This is a genomic window from Vibrio sp. 10N.286.49.C3 (assembly GCF_041469545.1).
Taxonomy (GTDB): domain Bacteria; phylum Pseudomonadota; class Gammaproteobacteria; order Enterobacterales; family Vibrionaceae; genus Vibrio; species Vibrio tasmaniensis_A.
Genome location: NZ_JBFRKT010000017.1, coordinates 1 through 20138, shown reverse-complemented (window position 1 = coordinate 20138; position 20138 = coordinate 1). Strand labels below are relative to the sequence as shown.

Sequence of the window (20138 nt, the reverse complement as noted above, 5' to 3'; positions counted from 1 at the left end):
AATAGGAATGATGAATACAAAAGGTGATCGTAAGATTGCCTTTGCGTTCGATAGTAATCAACCTATATATACTCAAAAAGCGTTTGACGCATTTCGTTTCTTGTCATGATCTGCTCGCCTTGGCTCGCTTCAATTTTAGCTGGATAGAAGAAGTTTAAACTCAAGAATTTGTCGATATAAAGGATTAACGAGTGGTTAAAACTGAATTACGCAACAAAGTCGTCTGCTGTCAATAAATTATAATTTTGGATTGTTAACTTTAGCTAACAAGACCTGTTTACGACAGAAATGTATTCCCTTCGTTGTGAGTGATGGCGGGTAATAAGGATAAAACTAAGTGGTATCTAGGACTTTTTTTTTATTTTTTTGTTGTTAAATTATTGATTTTATTGATTTGTGTAAAAGTGATGCAATCGAGTTCATCCTTTATTTATAAAGATATTTCATTAGAATATAGATAGTTAGCAAGAACGGATAGAAAGCATGTTGCATATCGAGGGTTCAGCGCATTATATGATGAGGTCAGTTATGTTTTTGAGAAGCATGATTGCTTGATTTACTTTGGCGAACTGCCAAAGCAACGATTGCCCTTTTCTAAATGGTGCCAGTAAACGATGTATTTCATAAGTAGATAGTCGCGACCGTGCAAAGAGGCTATGCGTGCTCCATACGAAGGGGGGTCTCTGTATTGATGATACTAATTGCAGTGGTCAAATTGCTCCAGCCCTTGATAGATAACAACGGATAACCATAGCGAGTATAGCGAAATGCCCCTTATTACTGGATTAAACCGCTTTGATGCCATGGGTAACCATAACTTTGTCACTGACAATTTAGATGAATACTTGTCTCCTATGAAAAAGAACTCTTATTGCTTAATATTCCTTGCATTGATGCTAAGCGGTTGTGCAACCAAAAACCCAGTGTCAAATGGGTTTTCTAATCATCTTCAAGGAGCACTATTTGGTTGGATAACGTTTGATAATTACACCGCTCCAGTGAGTACATTTCTAAGCGTCGATGTGTGTCAGGTTTTAGATAGTCAGTGTTTTACTGTTTTACAACAAGAGTATCAAGGGGTTCAGTTACCCGTTCAATACTCGTTTGTTATTGCTCCGATTCAAGCTGGAAATGGCGAGATGAAAGTGCGCGCGATATTGCGTTATCAAGGTGAGATTATCGCAAAAAAGGAAGAGCGATATATCTTTACGCAAGGCAGTGTATATACCAACTTAAACCTAGAGGCTTATAATAATTACTAGGAAGTAATATTTTCCTTTATTATTATGTTTAATGCGTTGGAGGATATCCTAGTTCTAGGTATATTTAAAATAAGGTCATTGGGTTTTTTATTATGTAAGCATCAGTTCCTTTGAATATATATGGCTATCCCCAGGTGCTTTAATAAAGCATGTCGCACTTATTGGTTGGAATGTAAATCAAGCGAACTTTAAAAATACCACGTTCATGTGTTTAATGTAAAATTTCTTTTTGTATCACTAGTTGAAAATTAGAAAATACTAATTAACTATCAAAAATATGTCACGACGATATCAAAAATACTTTTTTGCCAGAATTATTTTTGCTATCGAAGTTAGCGCTTGGTTATTCGTTATTATTCGGGTTGGATGGTAGTGTTATGGACTATTTATTGGTAATCGGTCTGCATTTGCAATCGCACTGCTGGCTTCGACAGTTTCTCTTGTTTGAACTGGAGGAATTAAAATTATGAAGGGTAGAAAATGGATGTGTTAGGCCGACTAAACGCCGAAAGGGTCGACTCGCACTTGCGAAAAATTCATGGTGCGTGCTGCTATGAAAAATACGATGAAGTGTTTCATTCTAGCCAGTCTCATATTGTTATCGTTCACAATGGTCAATTGAGGGTGCAAACCGGGGGTTGTACGCTAGACGTGGTCGCTGGTCGAGGGGTTTATCTTTCTCAAGGGGATTACTTACTAGAATACACACCGATAGGCGGTCAATATGCGGCTTCGGTTATCGAATTTGACAATGAACTGGTGAGTCAACTATTGCAAAAGCATAGTGACCTTTTGATGTCGTTGCCAAAGGTTGAGGATGTACAGTCTGGATTATTCCCTTTTACTCTAAACTTATTGATAGAACAGACGTTATTAGGGATTAATACTCTAGAAGAGCAATCTTTTCCTGATGCTATTATGCGCTTAAAGTATGAGGAAATGCTCATCTTGTTACTGCATGGTGACCAAGGTGAACACCTCTACGCGTTGTTATCACAACTGACAAATCGAACCTCAGAGAGACTCCGTCGCTTTATGGATCTTCATTATCTTAAAGAGTGGAAACTGACAGACTATGCTCAAGAGTTTGGTGCGAGTCTGACTACGTTTAAAGAGCTTTTTAACGAATATTATGGTATCTCCCCTAGAGCTTGGATCAGTGAACGTCGTTTATTACACGCTCACAAACTATTGCTCACAAGCAAGATGAACATTGTCGATGTTGCGATGGAAGCGGGGTTTTCAAGCCAGTCTTACTTTACACAAAGTTACCGTCGTCGCTTTGGAACGACACCAAGTAAGGTCCGTTCTGGAGATGATCCGGTAGTAATTGTTAAGCGAAATGTCTGACGACTAAAATTTTCTGACTAATTTTGAAAGGCATTAACGGGTGTAAACCCTATTATGCTCAGCGTAACGATGAACAAAACTATTATCTCTACTTCCTTCTGGATTGCTCGAAGTAGATACGGAGAAGATTAAAATGAAAAAGCAGCATTGGCGACGCCGTTCGCTTTTTCCTAACAACATTGTGCTGCAGAGGAAGGTCACTGTATTGCAGCGAGGCGCAAGGTACGAGGGCTTACCTAAATCAACACAAGAGCTTAACGTTGTTAATGTAAACCACAGACAGCTACTCAGTGAAGGTGTTCTGAGTTACGACCAATTGTCTTTACTGCAGCGCTTGCTTGATCGTAATGTTGTTGATTGTTTATGTGCAAGTCAGCTAATTAAAACATATCAAAAGCTTGGAACGTGTTTAGACCGCTCTGCTATGCGCCTTTTCTTAGAAGTGGGTGGGCAACTAAGTGACGAACGGGTGTTGAACTCTTTTGAACAAAGACTGGATTACATTAATCAGCGATTAGGTTACCGCTTCAATCTAGCGTCACCTAAGACACTAATTCTTTCGATGTATTTAACCTTAAATGAATGGTGCAATCAGCAAACGGATCAGAGGGCGCTACAAGACTCCATCAAGCTTGAACAGTTAATCAATCAACTGAGTATTCAGAAAGAGTATTGGATGAGATTGTCCGGAGAAGCGAGTAGCACATTTTTTGCTGAACAACAGTTGGATCTCATTGAGAATCAGCATAGTGAATTGCATGACCAACTTCGCGTTCTCAATGAGCAACAAAATCAAGTTATTGAATCTCATCGAGCACTAGTTGAAGAGTGGAAGCCAACTCTAGATAAACTCAAGGACTTATATGAGTACAGTAGAATATCAGATAAATTTATATCTGAATGGAAAATATGGTGTAGCCAGGCTCGAGTACAAGCTCCTGAGCTGAGCGATATTTGGGATGCATGTGAGCTTGTGTTCAGCGATCTAAATGCCGTCGCTAAAATTTGGCAATGGTTTCAAGATATGCAAACCGTTGGCAGAGTGGATCATTACTACGTTGATATTCAAAACAATGAGTGCGGGCAAGCTTGTAACAATCTCAGGCAGATTTAAATAGGACTAAATATGTTAGATAAAATGATGAAATCCCTAGCGGAAACGTTAAGGGAGGGGGATTTTATTGCCTCAAGTAATGGTTCCTATGATATCGAAGTTGACCAGATGCAGCTTAATATTAGCCAGCACTCATCATGGATCTTGTGGGAAACCGTACTCCCATTTTATTTTGAATCGCACCTTGATTTTCAAAAAGAGCAGGCGCTAAAACATTGTATGCAGCTCTCCTTGAAAACGTTGCGAGATACACGCAGCACGTTGACGGTGAATGACAAAGAACAGTTGATTATGCAAGGGAAGATGATTATGGAAAGTGCAACGACAGAAGAGCTTTGCACGCAGCTTGCTCAGCACGTAAATTTAGTGGAGCAGTTCAATGATTTGCTCGAACATCAACGTGTTAATCATACTGTTAGTCACAGTGTTTGGATCCCATAATGCTTGCAGTTTTAAAGTCACAAATAAGCAGAATCGTGCTGTCAGTAGTGTACGTTTCAAGTTTGATAATAGCAGTTCCTTCACATACCTCTGAGCTTGATTGGGTCGATCAACCGTTTCGTTATTACGCGGACAATGATTCACTAAAAGAACTGCTGAATAACTTTGGCGCAAACTACCGTGTTTCAGTGTCGGTTAGCGACAAGGTAAATGACCGAGCCAGTGGTCGATTTTCACCAGAAGATCCAGCCGAGTTTCTCGATTATCTGGCACAGGTTTACAACTTGATGTGGTACTTCGACGGTGCAGTGCTGCATGTATACAAAGCGACAGAAACCCGTTCACAATTGTTGCAGCTCGAACTGTTAACAGCTCGCGAATTACGTAGCACCCTGATCTCGACAGGAATTTGGGATTCTCGTTACGGCTGGCGTGCAGCGGAAAATAAGGGGCTGGTTTACTTAGCTGGCCCACCGAGATACGTCGATTTAGTTGTGCAAACGGCAGAAGCACTGGAAAGCAGACTGGTACAGAAATCCAATTCAACAGATGAATTGTTTGTCGATATTATTCCCTTGAAGTATGCATCTGCGACAGATCGAGAGATCAGTTATCGTGACCAAGGTGTCACGGTTCCTGGGATTGCTTCGGTACTAAGCCGAGTGCTTTCAGGTGTTCAAACTCAGGTTAAAGTGGCGAAAAAGAACGAAGAAGTAATAACCAATACGCCTAAGAAAATTGCTAATGATGTCTCTTTACATAGCGGTGCATCGGTTGAAGCAGAACCAGGTTTAAATGCAATCATTGTGCGTGATACAAAAGCTCGATTACCGCTGTATCACAAGTTGGTGGCGCAGTTAGATCAACCGCAGTCAAGGATCGAAGTCGCACTTTCTATCGTTGATATTAGTGCTAATGACTTAAGTCAGTTGGGTGTTGACTGGCGAGCTGGTCTTGCAGTGGGTAACAACAGTATTTTGGACCTCAAAACAACTGGTGACGTAGGTAATGTTGATGTCAAGCTTGGTAGTGGGCAAAATTTTAAGTCTCTGCTTGATGCGACGAACCTAAATTATTTATTGGCTCAAATTCGTTTGCTTGAATCTAGAGGTAGTGCGCAAGTGGTTTCCAGACCAACCTTGTTAACACAAGAAAATGTGGAAGCGGTCCTTAATAACAGCAGTACATTTTATGTCAAGTTGATAGGCAAAGAAACCGCAGCACTAGAGAAAGTGACTTATGGAACGTTATTGAAAATTGTACCTCGCATCGTTGGCGACCGTTTGGTTGAAAGACCTGAAATCAATTTGAGTCTGCATCTAGAAGATGGTGCGGAAATCCCCGATGGTGACATTGATGGTGTTCCTTCAATTCGTAAAACAGAAATTAGTACTTTGGCAACGGTAAAGCAGGGGCAAAGCTTGCTGATTGGTGGAGTATACCGTGATGAAATTAGCAACAAGCTTCGAAAAGTTCCTTTGTTAGGAGATATTCCATACCTCGGCGCTTTGTTTAGAAGCACGGAAAGCTCCACGAGAAGAACAGTACGTATGTTCATTATAGAACCAAGAATTGTTGTCGATGGTATCGGAGACAACGTACTTATCGGAAATGAATATGACTTAAGGCCAAAGATTGGCACGTTGAATAGTATTTCCAATAACAGTGCAGGCCTTAAATCAGCACTTGCTTTGTACAGCTGTACAAAGGAAGTACAAGCAGTACGTTATCAGCAAGATTTGTTGTCACAAGGAAAGTCATCGTTGTTAGCAGAATGTGAGCTTCCTACGGGGCAGAAAGGGTGGAGAGTACAAATTAAAGAGTGTAATGGCTCAGAGAATCATTGCGTTCGACCATTAGAGGAGCAGTAACCTCAATGCAACAATGGAAAATTCGTATTCTTTCCGGTGTTCATTCCGGAGTGGAAGTCACTTTACCCAACGATTCATTGGTATTGGGTAGTGATGACTTTACCGCTGATTTAGTCTTAACCGACTCTGGCATTAAAGCAAGTCACCTCGTTTTAGTTTGCGATGGTGAAACGGTTTCACTACGTGAGTGTGAAGAAGTCTCAGTCAATAACGAAATTATCGCCGTTGATGCCGGTGGCGTTGATTTGTCGCGAAAAGCCTTGGTTTCTGTGGGTCGTTTAACATTTGCTGTTGGTTATTTGGAAGATGATTTAGTTATTGAGATGGCAAATGACGTAGCAAGCAAGCAAGCGAAACCAATTGGCCATAAACCATCATCGGGTTGGAAGAAAATGCTGCTCATCGGATTGATTTGTGGCCTGATCCCAAGCGTTATCTTTATAGGTATTTGGTACGACCAAGTGCATGCGAGCGACAAAGACGTAATCACAGAAGCGGAGCCGATAGTCTTGGTACGTAATATTCTTAGTGAACTCGAGTTGAACGATGTTCGCGTTGAATGGAATGCCAATGCTCTACAGGCTGTACTTGAAGGTTACGTAGAAGATAGAACGCAAAAGGTACAACTGCTTGGTCGAATTGATGCATTAGGTATCAACTACAAGAGTGACCTGAGAACGATGGAAGAGATACGTCGTGGTGTGCGTTTTATCTTACGAAACCTCGGTTATCACCAAGTAAAAGTAGAAAATGGTAACGAGACAGGTACGCTGCTGTTAACGGGTTACATTGATGATGCAAGTCGTTGGAACCAAGTTGAGCAGATCTTAGAACGAGATGTCCCAGGGCTTATCGCTTGGAAAGTAGAGCTACAAAGGGCGGGGGCATACATGGTTACTCTAAAAGAGTTGTTAGGAGAAGCGGAGCTCTTAAAGAAAGTTCAGCTTGTTACTAGCGGTGATCGTATTGAAGTTCGTGGCGAGCTTGATGATGTTGAAACAACTCGATTTTATGGTGTAACGAGAGATTTTCGAGAGCAGTATGGCGAGAAACCATATCTTGTCTTGAAATCTATTCCTAAAGTGAGCAAAGGAACAAACATCGATTTTCCGTTTCGTAGCGTGAATTTTGGCCTATTTCCTTATGTCATCCTCACTGACAATGTTCGTTACATGGTAGGAGCTCGCACTCCTCAAGGGTACCGTATTTCAAGCGTTACTCCGGCAGGAATTGAACTCGTAAAACGCGGGCGGGTAATCACTATTGATCTAGAGTATGAAGGTGAAAATAACAATGACTAATCTTGAGCAGTTATTACAAGGCGATTCAGGGCAGCAAGAAAAAGAGGTGATCATTTTTAAGTTCAAGCAAGCGCAATCAGCGATAAAGCGTCAGCTCCATCTTGGCTGTTCACCAAAAGAATACCAGTTGCTACACAAACAGCACGAGGCTTATCAAGCAGCATTAGCGGTAATTGAAACATTTCTAGACAACAAATAAAAGAAGGCGATATATATGTCATTTTATGATTCGAGTAAAGGCGTTAACCTCGACGCAGTTAAAGCTAAATTGTTACAGCAATCAAAAACAGCGAATGAAGCGGTAAACACCGCGATCAAAAACTTAGAAACGAACGCAGACGATCCTTCAAAGCTTGCAGAGCTACAGCATACAATCAACAAATGGTCTGTGGTATATAACATCAATGCGACCACAACACGTGCAATCAAAGACGTGATGCAATCAATTCTGCAGAAGGTATAACCTATGGATAAAGGCATGTGTTTACTTCTGGCTGAGACAGCGTTGATGGCAACCGGTCTGCATCGTCATGAAGAGGCAAATACCATTGCGGAATGCCTTGAGTTGCAAGGTGATGCAGAAGAAGTCGTTGCTATGATTCGTTCAATGAGTTTGATGAATCGTGGCTTGTACGAGGACGCTCATCGTTTACTTGAACCGCTTTGCGTGACACGCCCAGACTTAATCGGTCTGGCTGCGCTAGCGGCAGGAAAAGCTGGGCTCTTAAGCAAAGCCGAATCGTGGTTAGATATGGCATTAAAAGGCAATGAAGAAAACCAAGCCTTTGCCATGAGTTTTTCTAAAGACATCAGGAACCTTTAATGAAGGTTGAAAGCCACGGAATCAACAACATGCTCAGTCAGGTGCCGAAAGCACCCCGGAATGATACACCTGATGCGAACAAGATGAACCGTTTGATGAGTGAGAACCCACCAGATAAGAACATACCGACTACGAAAAAAAATACGGATAGTGTCACGCGGTCTAAAGGTAGAACAGCAGCTATTAAAGAGTGGTACGAAGCACTAAAACGTTCTGGAGACTTCAGCGCAGCAGCGCTTAGCAGAACGCTTAAAGACGCGTTTATTTCGCCTAGTGAGAAAAAAAAAGCCTTATGGTATGCCTTTAGTCAGGAACAAAGCGCAAAAGGCACTGATAAAGCATCACCAGAATTGTTGGCATTATTTAAGCATGAGCTGTTGGGCAGTTTTTCAGGGCGCTTGCTAGCGACTCCCCCTAAAGACCGCCGAGAGTTGAAAGCGTTGCTTTCTGAACATTTCCCACTTGGTGCGCAAAAAGAACAAGCGCTTTGGCACTGTTGGGGTGAGTTGAAAGACATCCCTGCCCAAGCTCCAGTATTGGAGGTGGTCCGAAAAGAACTGAGCTTTGTTATACAAAAGAATGCCATGGTCAAGAACATGTTGAGTTACAGCCACAAACTAGACCTCTCATAGGAACGGATATGATTAATACGCAGTACACAGAAGTGATGCAAACCAACCTCGAGCAAGTGCAAGACGCACAAGCTGAAGCGGGACTTAGTGAGCGTTTCGAGCAAGCGATGCTATCGCCTGAGGGAAACCACGGTTTAGAAGGTGGCTTGTTAGAAAACATTAGCGAACTGAAAAACACCATCGACAATGCAAAAACTAACTTAACCGATAGCATGGCAATGGTTGGTGACGACCCTGCTCAGCTCTTGCAGATGCAATGGGCGTTGAGTCGAATTACCTTTCAAGAGGAGCTGATTGCCAAGACGGTAGGTAAAACGACACAGAATGTAGAAACATTGTTGAAGGCCCAATAGTCATGATGAAGACAATACGTGCCGTGTGCATGTTACTCGTGTTATTTTTAGCTGGCTGTCAGACGGAGCTATACACTGGAGTAAGCCAGAAAGAAGGCAATGAAATGCTGTCTATTCTGCTTTCTGAGGGGGTCGTGGCAACCAAAGAACCGGATAAAGACAACACCATAAAATTGATGGTAGATAACGCTCAAGTCGCATTTTCGGTTGATGCTCTGAAACGTAAAGGCTACCCGAAAGAGCAGTTCTCAACACTCAAAGAAGTGTTTCCGAAAGATGACCTGATTTCGTCTCCGATTGCAGAAAGGGCGAGGCTTATATACGCGAAATCGCAAGAACTATCATCAACGCTGTCACAAATTGATGGAGTGTTAGTGGCACGCGTTCACATTGTACTTGAAGATAAAAACCTTCGTCCAGGTGAACGTCCAACTCCTGCTTCTGCATCAGTGTTTATTAAACACGCAGCGGATGTGGCACTCGACTCTTATGTACCTCAAATTAAGCAGTTAGTGAACAATAGTATTGAAGGGCTTAACTACGAACGTATTAGCGTTGTCATAGTACCATCTTCGGAAGTTCGTGTGACGGCTCAAAGCAAGCAATTTGAAAGCATTTTGTCTATTCAAGTGACCAAGGACACGGCAAGCAACTTGATTGCTATCCTCGTTTTCTTGTTACTACTTATCATCGGTTCTAACGCAGCGACGTTTGCATGGTGTCGTAGGAATGCGCAACGTGGTTAATTCTGATACGCCAGTTTCTCAGATTTATCATCAGTTTAATTATTGTCCTTGCAGTTATATTGATGAGAGTTGGATAAGCAAGAAACAGCCTTGGTTATTACGAGTCCAAGACTGGAGACACCAGGCTGCGATCAATCAATGGTGTATTGAAGAATGGCAGCTATCAACGATTACTGATCATGTTTTTAATCATCCATTTAATAGTTTGGTGTTACTTCCAGTTGAAACGACTAACAAATTACTGTTGCTGATTGGTGGGGCAATGTATTGTGAATCGATGCGCCAAGTTGTCTTGAAACAACCAAAGCAGTGCCTCAATCATATTTTTGGTGTCGATGAAACGCGTTTTTTAATTCAACACGGGCCAATGATGATCTCAAATTGGCCAAACGGTTGGCAAAAAACATTGCCGGCGAGTTTAGATGAAGCCAGCTTTGAAAAGGCAGCCCGTGAACTTGGGTATCTATGGGTCACATTTTTACTGGAGAAATCACCATCAGAGCTTGTACAAAGGTGGCAGTTCAAGCTCGATTGTTCATTAACCCAAACAAAACTCAGTGCTGATTGGTTCGATGAAACGCATCGAGATCTTGCTTATCGACTTATAAAGAAAATCGCAAAACAGGTAATCCCTCAATGGTTTCATTTGTTGAAATAAAAACTGACAACTTGCAGTTGGCTACAGGTCTAAAGATTCTCAAAGCAAAGGATTATGTGAGTTATTTAGATTCGCAACACTTGGTTGAAGCTGCACACTCTAAAGCCGAGAGCATTATTACAAAAGCTGACGATGCTTATGAGTTAGAAAGACAGCGTGGTTACCAGGATGGTATCGATCAAGCGAAGATAGAGAGCGCAGAAACTATGATGTCAACGCTTGCACGATGTAATGAGTACTACTTGCAAGTCGAACAGAAAATCACTGGCGTAGTGCTTGATGCCGTAAGCAAAATTATCAGTAGTTTCGACGATGTGGAAACAACGGCAATAGTGGTGAGGGAAGCGCTTCAGCTGGTCAGTAATCAGAAACAAGTGATTCTGCACGTGCACCCCGAGCAAGTGACAGAGGTGCGAGATAAGGTTTCCTTAATACTCAGTGACTTCCCGGAGGTCGGCTATGTTGACGTTATTGCAGATGCGAGACTCAAAAATGGTGGGTGCATACTGGAAACTGAAGTCGGTATTATCGATGCCAGTATCGACGGGCAACTGCAAGCTCTTAAGCAGGTGATCACTAAGCAATTCAGTGAGCGCCAACAGATACAGTCTTGACGTGCTTATCTTTAACTCTCGAAAGCTCAGAAAAACGCTGGGCTTTTTGAGCTTTACTTTCTATTCACTGTACCTTTCTACCATTTCTCTAGTTTTATCTTAGCTTCCCATCCGATCTTTATAAACGGCTTAAAATGAAAAAAAGCCGACCATATCTGGCATATTCTGTGACTGTTATTGAGCACAATACTTACATCAACGGGGACTCTGATTATCTTAAAGGCTCTATTAACTATCGCCTCATAAGAGAGTAACGTTCGTTCAGAATACTGAATTTGTTTTTCTAAAAACGGTTAATCTAACAAAATTAACCAGCAACAATGGAAAATAAAATAATGTGATAGGTGTATTTAAATTCGAAATTTTATATCTTTTATTTTAAATAGATACATCAATATTAAATATCAGGATGGTAGGTGAGTATGGATAAGGTAAATACCTTACTAATTGAGCTTGGCAACACACTCGATATTGAACGGGTGACTGCATATGATTATCAAATGTGGACAGTATATATGTCTGCAGGCAAAGAGATTGAAGTTCAAGGCTTGGATGAGAGAGAAGAACTGTTACTTTCAATCAAGGTTTGCCAAGATGAAGAGTCATTTGAAATTAAAAAACTGAAAACACTTTTGGAATATAACTTCTTATACCGGGAGTCAGGTGGGGTACAGTTCTGTATAGACCCTAAAAACAATGAAGTACACATGCAGATAAGTATACCACTTACCTCAGAAGTGAGTCGTGTTTCTATCCTGATTACTCAGCTTATGGAGCTTTGTGAACTGTGGAAGCAATATCTAACGGCTCAGTTTCAATCGATTGAGCAACATAAAAAGCTGCATACTTTCATCTCTGTTTAAAAGGTTAGGGTTATGGTAAATATCAATACATCACATATGCATTCGCTGAGCGAACTCACTGCACAGTTATCTACACAAAACCAATCGGACGACAAAGAAGTTCGGGCTCACGGAGGCAAGGACATCTTTGTTAAAGAAGGTGCGCCGAAAAACACAAGCGTAAGCTCTCGTATCAATCACCAAAACAAAGCGAAATCGATCGTCGTTGATCTATTGGTTAAGCAAGGTCTGCCAAAAGGTGTCGCCAAAGCTATGATGCAAAACGTACTGAATGGTGAAAATAAGTTGACTCTTGGAAACCTTAAAGACCTAGAGCGATTATCGACAGGGCCTAGAGAGAATTGGCCAAGTGTTTCAAGCACTTCAAAACCATCCAGCGCAGGTAAAACCGCTCCAGCAGATGCCTTGATTAGAAAGCACCAAGCTACACTGCAAAAGTTGGGTGATTTCGCTTGTACTGACCTTAATACCTTCGGTGATAAGAGATCTGAGTTCTATCAAGCGAAAGCGAAGCCAAGACTAGAAGGCTTCTACGCAAATCCAGCAAGAGTTCAACAAGATAAAAAAGCGACCATGTCAGCAAACATGGTTCAAGTGGCGGCTCAAAGAGGCAATAGCCCTCAGATGGGGACACTTCAAAACATTGCGAAATCCGTTCAGGACGCAAAAGCCGGTTGCTGTACTACGTTTGCCTTTGCCGCGGCCGCTGAAATGATTCAAGGGATGCAGGGTGATGCGAATCAAAACACTAAGGTCGAAGTAGTGGCATTCAAGAAAGGACACTCAGGCACGCACTTGTATGTTTTGGTTGGTAGACAGGACGGTAGTGATATCAAAGACCCAAGCTCATGGAATAAAGATGTGAAAATTGTAGACCCTTGGGCAGCTTCAGCATTTGGTGCGAGAATGTTTGGTGATATTGCTCATCCACCGGTTTCCAACATGTTCCCACCATCTGAAGTGATTTTTTCTAGCCACAAACTGGACTAAAGATTCCATAATCGGTTGCTAATATTTACTACCAAAAAGGAGCAGTATTACTTTGCTCCTTTTATTTTTTTAATGTAAGTGATATCAATCTGGAAAATTAACTGCTCAAGTCTATCCATTCTCTAGCGCACATTTTCGATACCCTTTTCGGCACTTCAAGAAACCTATTCCACGCAACGCATACCTTGGAAACAATGTCCTCATAGTCTTCGAAGCTTTGGTTCGCTAAGTAGTGTTGTCGTAACCAACTCCATACTTGTTCTATCGGGTTAAGCTCTGTCGAATATGGGGAAAGTTTGATGATACTGACATTATCAAATTTGTGGGCGATATCATCGGTATGCCAACCTGCGCCATCCATTATTACTACAGCATGCCTTCCTTCCTTTGTCTGTGATATCGGATATTTGCTTTAAGTGTTAGATCATAATGTCTTTATTGACCCAAGGCACAACCATAGCTTCTCCAATCCCTCAGCTAGGACAAACAGAACCGAACAGGTAAGCGTACTCAAATTGCTGCTGTTTTGGCGCCCTTGGGCGCGTTCCTGTTTCAGCCCACAAGCGTGTCGTTGTGTTTTGTTGTCCGAATCTAGCTTCGTCTTGAAACCAGACATCAACACTCTCCAGCCCAATATGACCGAGGATCTTAAGGATCGTTTCTATTTTGAATTTTTTAAAATCGTCTTGGATTTGCTGTGATTGTTTGGGGTGTTTGGATCGAGAAGTTATCCAAGAAAAGCCCATGTGGTCGAGAAGATAATAGATAGAATTAGGGTGGTAGTATTTATCAAAGTTTTCCACGATGTAATCATGTATATCGCTCCCGACAAGGCGCCCGCCAGAAGGGGACTCTGCTTCTTTCTTAATGAACGCGCTGAGTTGTTTTCGTTGCTCTACATTGAGGTATGCAGGCCTGCCTGTGCGAGGTTTCTCTTGAAGTCCTTCCAATCCTTCTTCAAGAAATGTCTGGACCCATTTGTTTACACTAGTTCGACTGACTTTGAGGTATTTAGCAATTTGAGTGTGCTAGTGACCTTCTTTGAAGTGGGCAAGTGCTAGTAAACAAACCTTCATTTGAATGGTTTTTTGTTGGCTTGCTAGTTTTTTAAAATCTGTCTTATTAAGGCTATCCATAGCTATTTTCTGCAAGAGTTCGACGACCTCAATTAGATCATATTTTTACTTTAATGGGTGTTACTGATTGCCTGTTTGAAGTCCTTTTTGGCTCGTTATGTGCGGTGCGGGCGCAAAAGGCTGGTTTGATATTCGTGAATACATTATCGGACACCATTCATATGATCAGTGCTTATGCTTCATCAAATAAGCTCGTGTTGGGGCAGATAAAAACTGAGTACAAGCTAAGTGGCATTTGATTGCGAAGCCAATAGCGATTAACTATCGCGGGGCCCTTTCAATACCTCGTCTAGGCTCGGAATCATCGCTGATATCAAATTAACGGATAATAATAGGCTATTCGAATATCAAAGGTTGGCACACAATGAGGGACTATCCGTCAACGGCCAACCTTATATATGATTCTATTGAAACTGTTCTTCAGTTCAGCTTGAGTTGCTTATCCTCTTTCAAATCTATTGCCCGAGATACTTGGCTTGGCGAGAATGTCGGGTTTTGAAAGCGAGGCAACAATTTGTAGAGCCAATGCTTCTAAATCAAAAACTGTTAAACAAGGTATACAAACCAAGGGAACTCGTCCTTTGGGAGCGTGTAACGGAAAAATTTCATCGTCAATAACTTGGGTATGATATTGACGATTAAATCCAGCCTTCTGCTAAGTACATCAACCTTAGCTGACTTGGTGAACCAAGCTTTTCTAGCGCCGAGAGTTGGCCTTGATCGAGGTTCGGGCTTTTATCCAAGTATACTCGTCCGTTCGGTGTATCTAGAGGGAGCTTGTAAGTCAACGTCTTATTGATATCCTGTGCCTTTCCTTGGTCGATAGATCTTACTGCTGGCATTAGCCAGTCCCAATCTTCTTTGAGCAACTTCTTAAGTGCACTGTTGGCCTCTGACTCAGTTTGGCTCGGTGTATCTTCGATACTCAATTTATTCGTTGATCCAACATCTGGCACCAAGTTCTCACTTGCATCAGAGCCCAACATTTTCTTAAGCGTTAAGCGCGCCAATTCCATATCCTGAGCTTCTTTCGGTGCTTGAGGTGATGTCATAGATTTGTCTTCTTTTGGGCCTAGGTACGCAATCAAAGCACGTCCTGATGCAGCATCTTGCATACTAAAGGAGAACTTCCCTTTGCTGTTAGACACTTCAATTCGAGGTAACACACCAGACATAGGTTCTTGGTGAATTTGCTCTTGAACTTCGTTGTTCAGACAGTAGGAACTCGCTTGACCGGCTACAAACCCAGAACCAGTGATTAAGCCAGATGCTGCTACACTGCCTAGCGCTTCTTTTGCAACAACAAGGACACCAGTTGTGCCCACAGAGGTGACACCAAATGCACCAAGGCTTCCCGTCGCCATACCTAAGGTCGCTCCAACCGCACCTTCAGCAGATTGAGTGGCGTGCTCGTGCGCTAATGCTTGTTGTATCGGCAATGCCAACCTTTGGTCATGACCGGGCAATTGCGCAATCTGTTCTAGTTGGTGATAGTGCGCCTCAGCATCACCATTGACTGCCGACTTATGTAATTCACGTCCCGTGGCGATCAACAAACCAACACCTGGTAACGCCAAGTTAATTACTGCGTTGATACCAGTCCCTTTGATTGTTTCTTTTGCCATCTCAAGCAGTTCAGCACCTAAGCCGTCCATTTTGCCTGGGTATTGGTTTTCGATGCTGACTTGTAAGCGTGGGTCTTTGCTGATCGAATCGAACGTGCTTTTTAGATTTTTATAAGCTTTATCGTCAATCTTCACTTCATCTAATAGGCTTACGACTTCGAGGACCTTACGCGCAGTTAAAGGCTCGCCACGATACCCTGCTGTGCTCACAAGAGAGAATGCCAATAATGCCGTTTCTGGTTTTTCTTCTTTTAGCAGCGCCTGTTTTAAATCAAGGTGGGTCTTAATATTTTCTTGGTGGTACTTTTGATATGTAGATCGCAATATGGTGTCACTCACTGCCGTGAACTTTTGCCCTTTATGAAAGGTCGACGGCTCTTTGGCTTTACCGTGCTTACTGATCACCCGCTTATCTTTTTGTGCCGCGACAGTACGAAATTGATCCAAGCTCGGAATCTGGCTTTGGCTAGTTGAAATTACCATGGGTGAACTCCTTAAACTCTAAGTGTCTCAATGTGGGATTGTTCTGGATTGATAAATTGGGTTGGGTCTTGGTCTAACATTGCAAATCGAGCCTGCCAGAGTAGGGTTTGCTCATTTAGAAGGTGAAACCAAGTAGATAGGCTCGCTGCGTTTAAGTACTCAATCGGCTTTCTGCCCGCAAGAACCAATTGCCTACCATTTGGTGCAAGTGAAAGGGTCAAGCTCCCATCCGCGATACCGAAATAGTTAGCATGCGCAATGAGTTCAAGACCTTTCAGTCTCAGTTCACCGCTTTTTTCGAGACCGCCAAAAACCACCGATAAAACAAAATCGTTTTGATCTGCCTCACTAAAGTAAATAACGTAACGATCATCAACTAATAATTGGCAACGATTTTCTTCAGCAAAATAAAGTGGAGGTAGTTCATTTATTTCACAAAACTCTTTTATTAGAACTTGTAATGTGTTCATCGTTTATTCCTTCTGTTTTATCTTACTAGTAAACAACAAATAGTATAATTACGATGTCGAAAGTGGCTTTTATTTTGTTGATTTTCTAAACTGTCGTGATGTGTAGCACAAAGAACAAATGAATTTAATCGTCTTTGTTACGCAATTAAGCTCTCTAGTGTGAGGTTCCCCTGAACAGTTCTTGATGCTCAAGAAGAGTTATGCTGTAAAGCTCTTTGCGAAGTGTTTGGATTCACCGCAGTGGGTAAACAAGGATCGGACTCTGTCGTCAGAGTCTGTGTTTACCCGCTGAAGTCTTCGAGAGCAGAGCTTAGTAACGGTTCTATTGGATTTAGTGAGTTGCCAGCTTGCAAGCATACTTACAGCAGGAGGGGGGGGGGATAGCAAACTGGCTAAATCACTGGTTCTTATAAATTATCGTTTTTACTTCATCTAGCTGTTCTTAGTCAAGGTAAGGAGGTAGCTCGCCCCCTTTCATTTCGATATATAAAAAAAATAGGCCAATACTGAGAGCCCCCCTTGGCACTCTTAACCTATACTACCCTCTCGGTGTTTATATAGGTTCTAAGAGGTCACAATGCCTACTATCTCAGCGATTCATCAACCGATGAACTCAACAGCAATAAAGAAAAGCAACCACGCAGAATCAACTCAAAGTATCGTAAAAAGTGTACATGCTTCATCAGCAAAACAAACCTCTATAGGTTCAAGCGTCGCAAGCCCAACGACTGGCAAGTCTCATTTCAATCACGCCTATACATCACCAAAAGGGACACAAGAATTCTACTCGCAAAACAAAATGTCTTTTTCACAAAAACTAGAAAACTTTTTATCCGAGTATTTGATAAGTAAACCTGGCAGTGAAAAGAAAAGAGTAAAAGAACTGTCAAACATTGCGAATGTAACGGTAAGCAAAGATTTCAACGTCACCTGCCCACTTCCAAGTAAAGTCGGGGGCTTTAAACAGTTACTTTCAGATATAACAAAAGGACACTCTCCAACTAAAGGTGAGTTCTACCCTAAATTTAAAGCTCTAGTCCAACAATCTTTCAGCGAGATTATTTCTCTAGCACCGAAGAAAGGCCATAAAGATACTATCGAACTCAAGTCGCCATCGGTCGTATCACCTTTAGTTGATAGGCCTGTGTCAGATACTAATGTGACATCAAAAACCGCGCCTACTTCACTAGGAGTAACATCAGAACCAAGCCTAGAGACATCTAAGGGCAGCATAAGCTCATCAGAAAAAACAACCATAGAAAAGAGCAAGCAAGCTGACAATCAAAAAAACGCGACTAAAGAGCAAGTAACAGACGTTAAGTTACAAAACTATTATGAGCATGAGAGCACTTCTATCAAGAAAGAATTTGAATCACTATTTAACGCATATGCTAGCTCAAGCACTAAACATGCTGAATACGCACAGAGCTATTCTTATGATTGGTCAATGACATACTCTAATGGGTGTTACCAACTTGAATCATTACCTAAAACGGCTGAAGAATTTGCAAGTAAGTTTTGTAAGCTAACTGAAGAGCACTCCCCTAATGGTTCCTTAGGAAAGTTAGTAAAAAAAGCGTTAACAAATAAGACAACATTAGGGCAGATGTTGAGAGTTAACAAGGCCTCTACGCTAGGTCCTATGTCTCAACTGTTGCCTACAACACTGAAGGTGGTATTAAAAAGCAACTTATCTACCGAAACCGCTGCAACCTTCCAAAAAGTAGTAAAACAGGAAGTGAGCGAACAAGAACAACTTAATGCACTAAAACAGAAACAATTACCGTCACAGCTACAAAAGCTTGAACTTCAAACTAACCTCTACCAGTCTAATGTAAAAGAGTTTCCAGAAGCAGATTTAAAATGTCGTAACTTCCAAAAAGCTTTAGTAAAAGCAGTGAACAGAACTAATTCTGTTGATAAAAATAACGAACTACAAAGAAAAACAGAATTTAGAGGGCAAGGAACAGTGTTTAAAGAACTAAGCCCTAGCATAGATTTACCTGTAAATGATCAAAGTAAACACGCGCTATTCGATACGAACAAAACCTACGGTATTGGGGACTTTGATAACATTGTAAGCAGTAATTTTGTAATCAAAGAAAAGACAGACTCATTCGAGAATCACCTATCAAGGTTAAATCAGAACATTGGCTTCCATATCGAAAAACTTCCAAATGAAGCCGAAGTCGCCAATGTAAACACACTCGGCATTAACCCATTAAATATTGATGTAGATAGAATGATGGCAAAATTGACGAATCTAAAACCTCTATTGTTAGAGCCAAAACCAAGTTGGAGAAGCCGACTAATTCAGCTGTTTCACCCTAAAGGTGCCGAAAACGAAGCTGAACGTCTGTCTTATCAATATATGGATATTTCACACTTGCAGGCACTGAAAGACGATATATCAACCAGTTCGGAGGCAATGAAATTAACCGACCTATCGAATAAACCTTGGATGCAATATTTAGTGGCAAAGCAAGTTGAATCACTAAAATCAGATTGCCAAAGTTATAAATTGGGGCCATTTACCATCGCCTCTCCAGCGAAAAAGCAACTAGATGCACTGCTAAGTTCGAACGAATGGCTACAGAGCAAAGCTTAAAAACAAAACTTGATGATCGCACGTGATCCCTTGTTTTCGCAAAGTAAATTATTGAGGTGTAATGTTGAAATTTGAAGCCGTATTATCAGAACTTGCTGAACTATGGGGAATTGAGATCCCCGTTGAATCCGATGCGATTGAAATAATCGATAATCAGGAAAGCCTTTGGGTTCTAGAATCGCCAAAGCAATCAGATTTATTTACCTTGTATACCCCTCTACATGTCATTGTAGACCAATATAAGATGAGTGATTGGTTAAGTTTAAATATGCAGCGGGACTTACTTGGAAGCTGCTGGATTGGACTAAACAACGAAGAACTATGTCTAGGCGTGTCCTTACCAAAGGATAAATTTGACCATAACGAGCTGAATAATATTTTTGAAAATATGCATTTAATTAAAGATAAGGTTCATGCTTTACATGATTGCAATGAAAATGTTCATATTGATCTGGCTTTAATTAATATGAAATTTATGTAGCTAACGGGTAGATAAAGTTACGACTCATTTTATCTGAATCGCGAGGTGACAAGTTTGCGTGTCATCAGCACGGCTTTGTTGCGTAATTCAGTTAGAGACAGAGCAGCCCCATTTCGTGCGTTTCTTAGTCAATACAGCAAGTTTCAGGCATACCTAACCCAGTGAGCTTGTTCAACGCTTTTATCATCGCGTAAGTTTCTCCCACTTGTGCATTGTAATTTCTTAAACTTAAACGACCACCAAATAACTGTTTAACTCGATACATCGCTGTTTCTGACAGGGAGCGTTTGTGGTAACCATACCGCTCTTTCCAATAC

General features: G+C 41.5%; 20 protein-coding genes and 2 pseudogenes. 18 read left to right on the top strand and 4 right to left on the bottom strand.

Translation table 11 applies throughout. The features are described from left to right. Positions 1–767 precede the first annotated feature (767 nt). The 16 genes from AB4180_RS08590 (at position 768) to AB4180_RS08515 (ending at position 13018) form a co-directional block, all read left to right on the top strand. On the top strand, positions 768–1262 hold the full coding sequence (locus AB4180_RS08590) for a YscW family type III secretion system pilotin (protein ID WP_017096461.1): 495 nt from the start codon (positions 768–770) through the stop codon (positions 1260–1262). A 480-nt stretch (positions 1263–1742) separates the two neighbouring features. Further along, a complete protein-coding gene (locus AB4180_RS08585) occupies positions 1743–2612 on the top strand; it encodes an AraC family transcriptional regulator (protein ID WP_017096462.1) in 870 nt (289 codons plus the stop codon). A gap of 133 nt (positions 2613–2745) precedes the next feature. Then, complete coding sequence (locus tag AB4180_RS08580; RefSeq protein WP_102249941.1) at positions 2746–3726, top strand: T3SS regulon anti-activator ExsD domain-containing protein; 981 nt, start codon at positions 2746–2748, stop codon at positions 3724–3726. A 12-nt stretch (positions 3727–3738) separates the two neighbouring features. Continuing rightward, positions 3739–4167, top strand: a complete 429-nt coding sequence (locus tag AB4180_RS08575; RefSeq protein ID WP_017096464.1) for a YscB family type III secretion system chaperone — start codon at positions 3739–3741, stop codon at positions 4165–4167. After that, a complete protein-coding gene (sctC, locus tag AB4180_RS08570; protein ID WP_102249942.1) occupies positions 4167–6038 on the top strand; it encodes a type III secretion system outer membrane ring subunit SctC in 1872 nt (623 codons plus the stop codon). Before AB4180_RS08575 ends, sctC begins: the two co-directional genes overlap by 1 nt. Before the next feature lie 5 nt (positions 6039–6043). Continuing rightward, positions 6044–7339 carry a type III secretion system inner membrane ring subunit SctD gene (gene sctD, locus AB4180_RS08565; RefSeq protein WP_017096466.1) on the top strand — a complete coding sequence of 432 codons (1296 nt, stop codon included), beginning with the start codon at positions 6044–6046 and terminating at the stop codon, positions 7337–7339. Further along, entirely contained in the window at positions 7332–7538 is a 207-nt protein-coding gene (locus AB4180_RS08560; RefSeq protein WP_017096467.1) for an EscE/YscE/SsaE family type III secretion system needle protein co-chaperone, read from the top strand. Before sctD ends, AB4180_RS08560 begins: the two co-directional genes overlap by 8 nt. Positions 7539–7553: 15 nt before the next feature. Continuing rightward, positions 7554–7802, top strand: a complete 249-nt coding sequence (gene sctF, locus AB4180_RS08555; protein WP_017096468.1) for a type III secretion system needle filament subunit SctF — start codon at positions 7554–7556, stop codon at positions 7800–7802. A 3-nt stretch (positions 7803–7805) separates the two neighbouring features. Continuing rightward, positions 7806–8162, top strand: coding sequence for a YscG family type III secretion system chaperone (locus AB4180_RS08550; RefSeq protein ID WP_017096469.1), 357 nt, complete (start codon positions 7806–7808; stop codon positions 8160–8162). After that, positions 8162–8794, top strand: a complete 633-nt coding sequence (locus tag AB4180_RS08545) for a YopR family T3SS polymerization control protein (protein ID WP_017096470.1) — start codon at positions 8162–8164, stop codon at positions 8792–8794. Before AB4180_RS08550 ends, AB4180_RS08545 begins: the two co-directional genes overlap by 1 nt. Before the next feature lie 8 nt (positions 8795–8802). After that, positions 8803–9147, top strand: a complete 345-nt coding sequence (gene sctI / locus AB4180_RS08540) for a type III secretion system inner rod subunit SctI (RefSeq protein ID WP_017096471.1) — start codon at positions 8803–8805, stop codon at positions 9145–9147. Positions 9148–9149: 2 nt separating this feature from the next. Next, on the top strand, positions 9150–9893 hold the full coding sequence (gene sctJ / locus AB4180_RS08535; protein WP_029223148.1) for a type III secretion system inner membrane ring lipoprotein SctJ: 744 nt from the start codon (positions 9150–9152) through the stop codon (positions 9891–9893). Further along, positions 9877–10551 (top strand): SctK family type III secretion system sorting platform protein VscK, encoded by a 675-nt coding sequence (gene vscK / locus AB4180_RS08530; protein WP_017096473.1) that lies wholly within the window; start codon positions 9877–9879, stop codon positions 10549–10551. The genes sctJ and vscK overlap by 17 nt, the downstream gene beginning before the upstream one ends. Beyond that, positions 10530–11165 (top strand): HrpE/YscL family type III secretion apparatus protein, encoded by a 636-nt coding sequence (locus AB4180_RS08525; RefSeq protein WP_017096474.1) that lies wholly within the window; start codon positions 10530–10532, stop codon positions 11163–11165. Before vscK ends, AB4180_RS08525 begins: the two co-directional genes overlap by 22 nt. Positions 11166–11587: 422 nt before the next feature. After that, entirely contained in the window at positions 11588–12028 is a 441-nt protein-coding gene (locus tag AB4180_RS08520; RefSeq protein ID WP_017096475.1) for a type III secretion system chaperone, read from the top strand. Positions 12029–12040: 12 nt separating this feature from the next. Continuing rightward, a complete protein-coding gene (locus AB4180_RS08515) occupies positions 12041–13018 on the top strand; it encodes a hypothetical protein (protein WP_017096476.1) in 978 nt (325 codons plus the stop codon). A gap of 97 nt (positions 13019–13115) precedes the next feature. Here the strand turns inward: AB4180_RS08515 and AB4180_RS08510 are convergent. The 3 genes and pseudogenes from AB4180_RS08510 to AB4180_RS08500 form a co-directional block, all read right to left on the bottom strand. Beyond that, positions 13116–14154, bottom strand: a pseudogene (locus AB4180_RS08510) (IS630 family transposase). A gap of 638 nt (positions 14155–14792) precedes the next feature. Next, positions 14793–16262, bottom strand: a complete 1470-nt coding sequence (locus AB4180_RS08505; protein WP_017096479.1) for a hypothetical protein — start codon at positions 16260–16262, stop codon at positions 14793–14795. Positions 16263–16273: 11 nt separating this feature from the next. Continuing rightward, positions 16274–16732: a CesT family type III secretion system chaperone gene (locus tag AB4180_RS08500; RefSeq protein WP_017096480.1), complete on the bottom strand. Its 459-nt coding sequence runs from the start codon at positions 16730–16732 to the stop codon at positions 16274–16276. A 577-nt stretch (positions 16733–17309) separates the two neighbouring features. Between AB4180_RS08500 and AB4180_RS08495 the strand changes: the two genes are divergently transcribed. Further along, positions 17310–19340 carry a hypothetical protein gene (locus AB4180_RS08495; protein WP_102249943.1) on the top strand — a complete coding sequence of 677 codons (2031 nt, stop codon included), beginning with the start codon at positions 17310–17312 and terminating at the stop codon, positions 19338–19340. Positions 19341–19401: 61 nt separating this feature from the next. Then, positions 19402–19821 (top strand): type III secretion system chaperone, encoded by a 420-nt coding sequence (locus AB4180_RS08490; RefSeq protein WP_017104176.1) that lies wholly within the window; start codon positions 19402–19404, stop codon positions 19819–19821. A gap of 124 nt (positions 19822–19945) precedes the next feature. Here the strand turns inward: AB4180_RS08490 and AB4180_RS08485 are convergent. Further along, positions 19946–20138 (bottom strand): annotated as a pseudogene (locus AB4180_RS08485) (IS5/IS1182 family transposase); the annotation flags it as partial.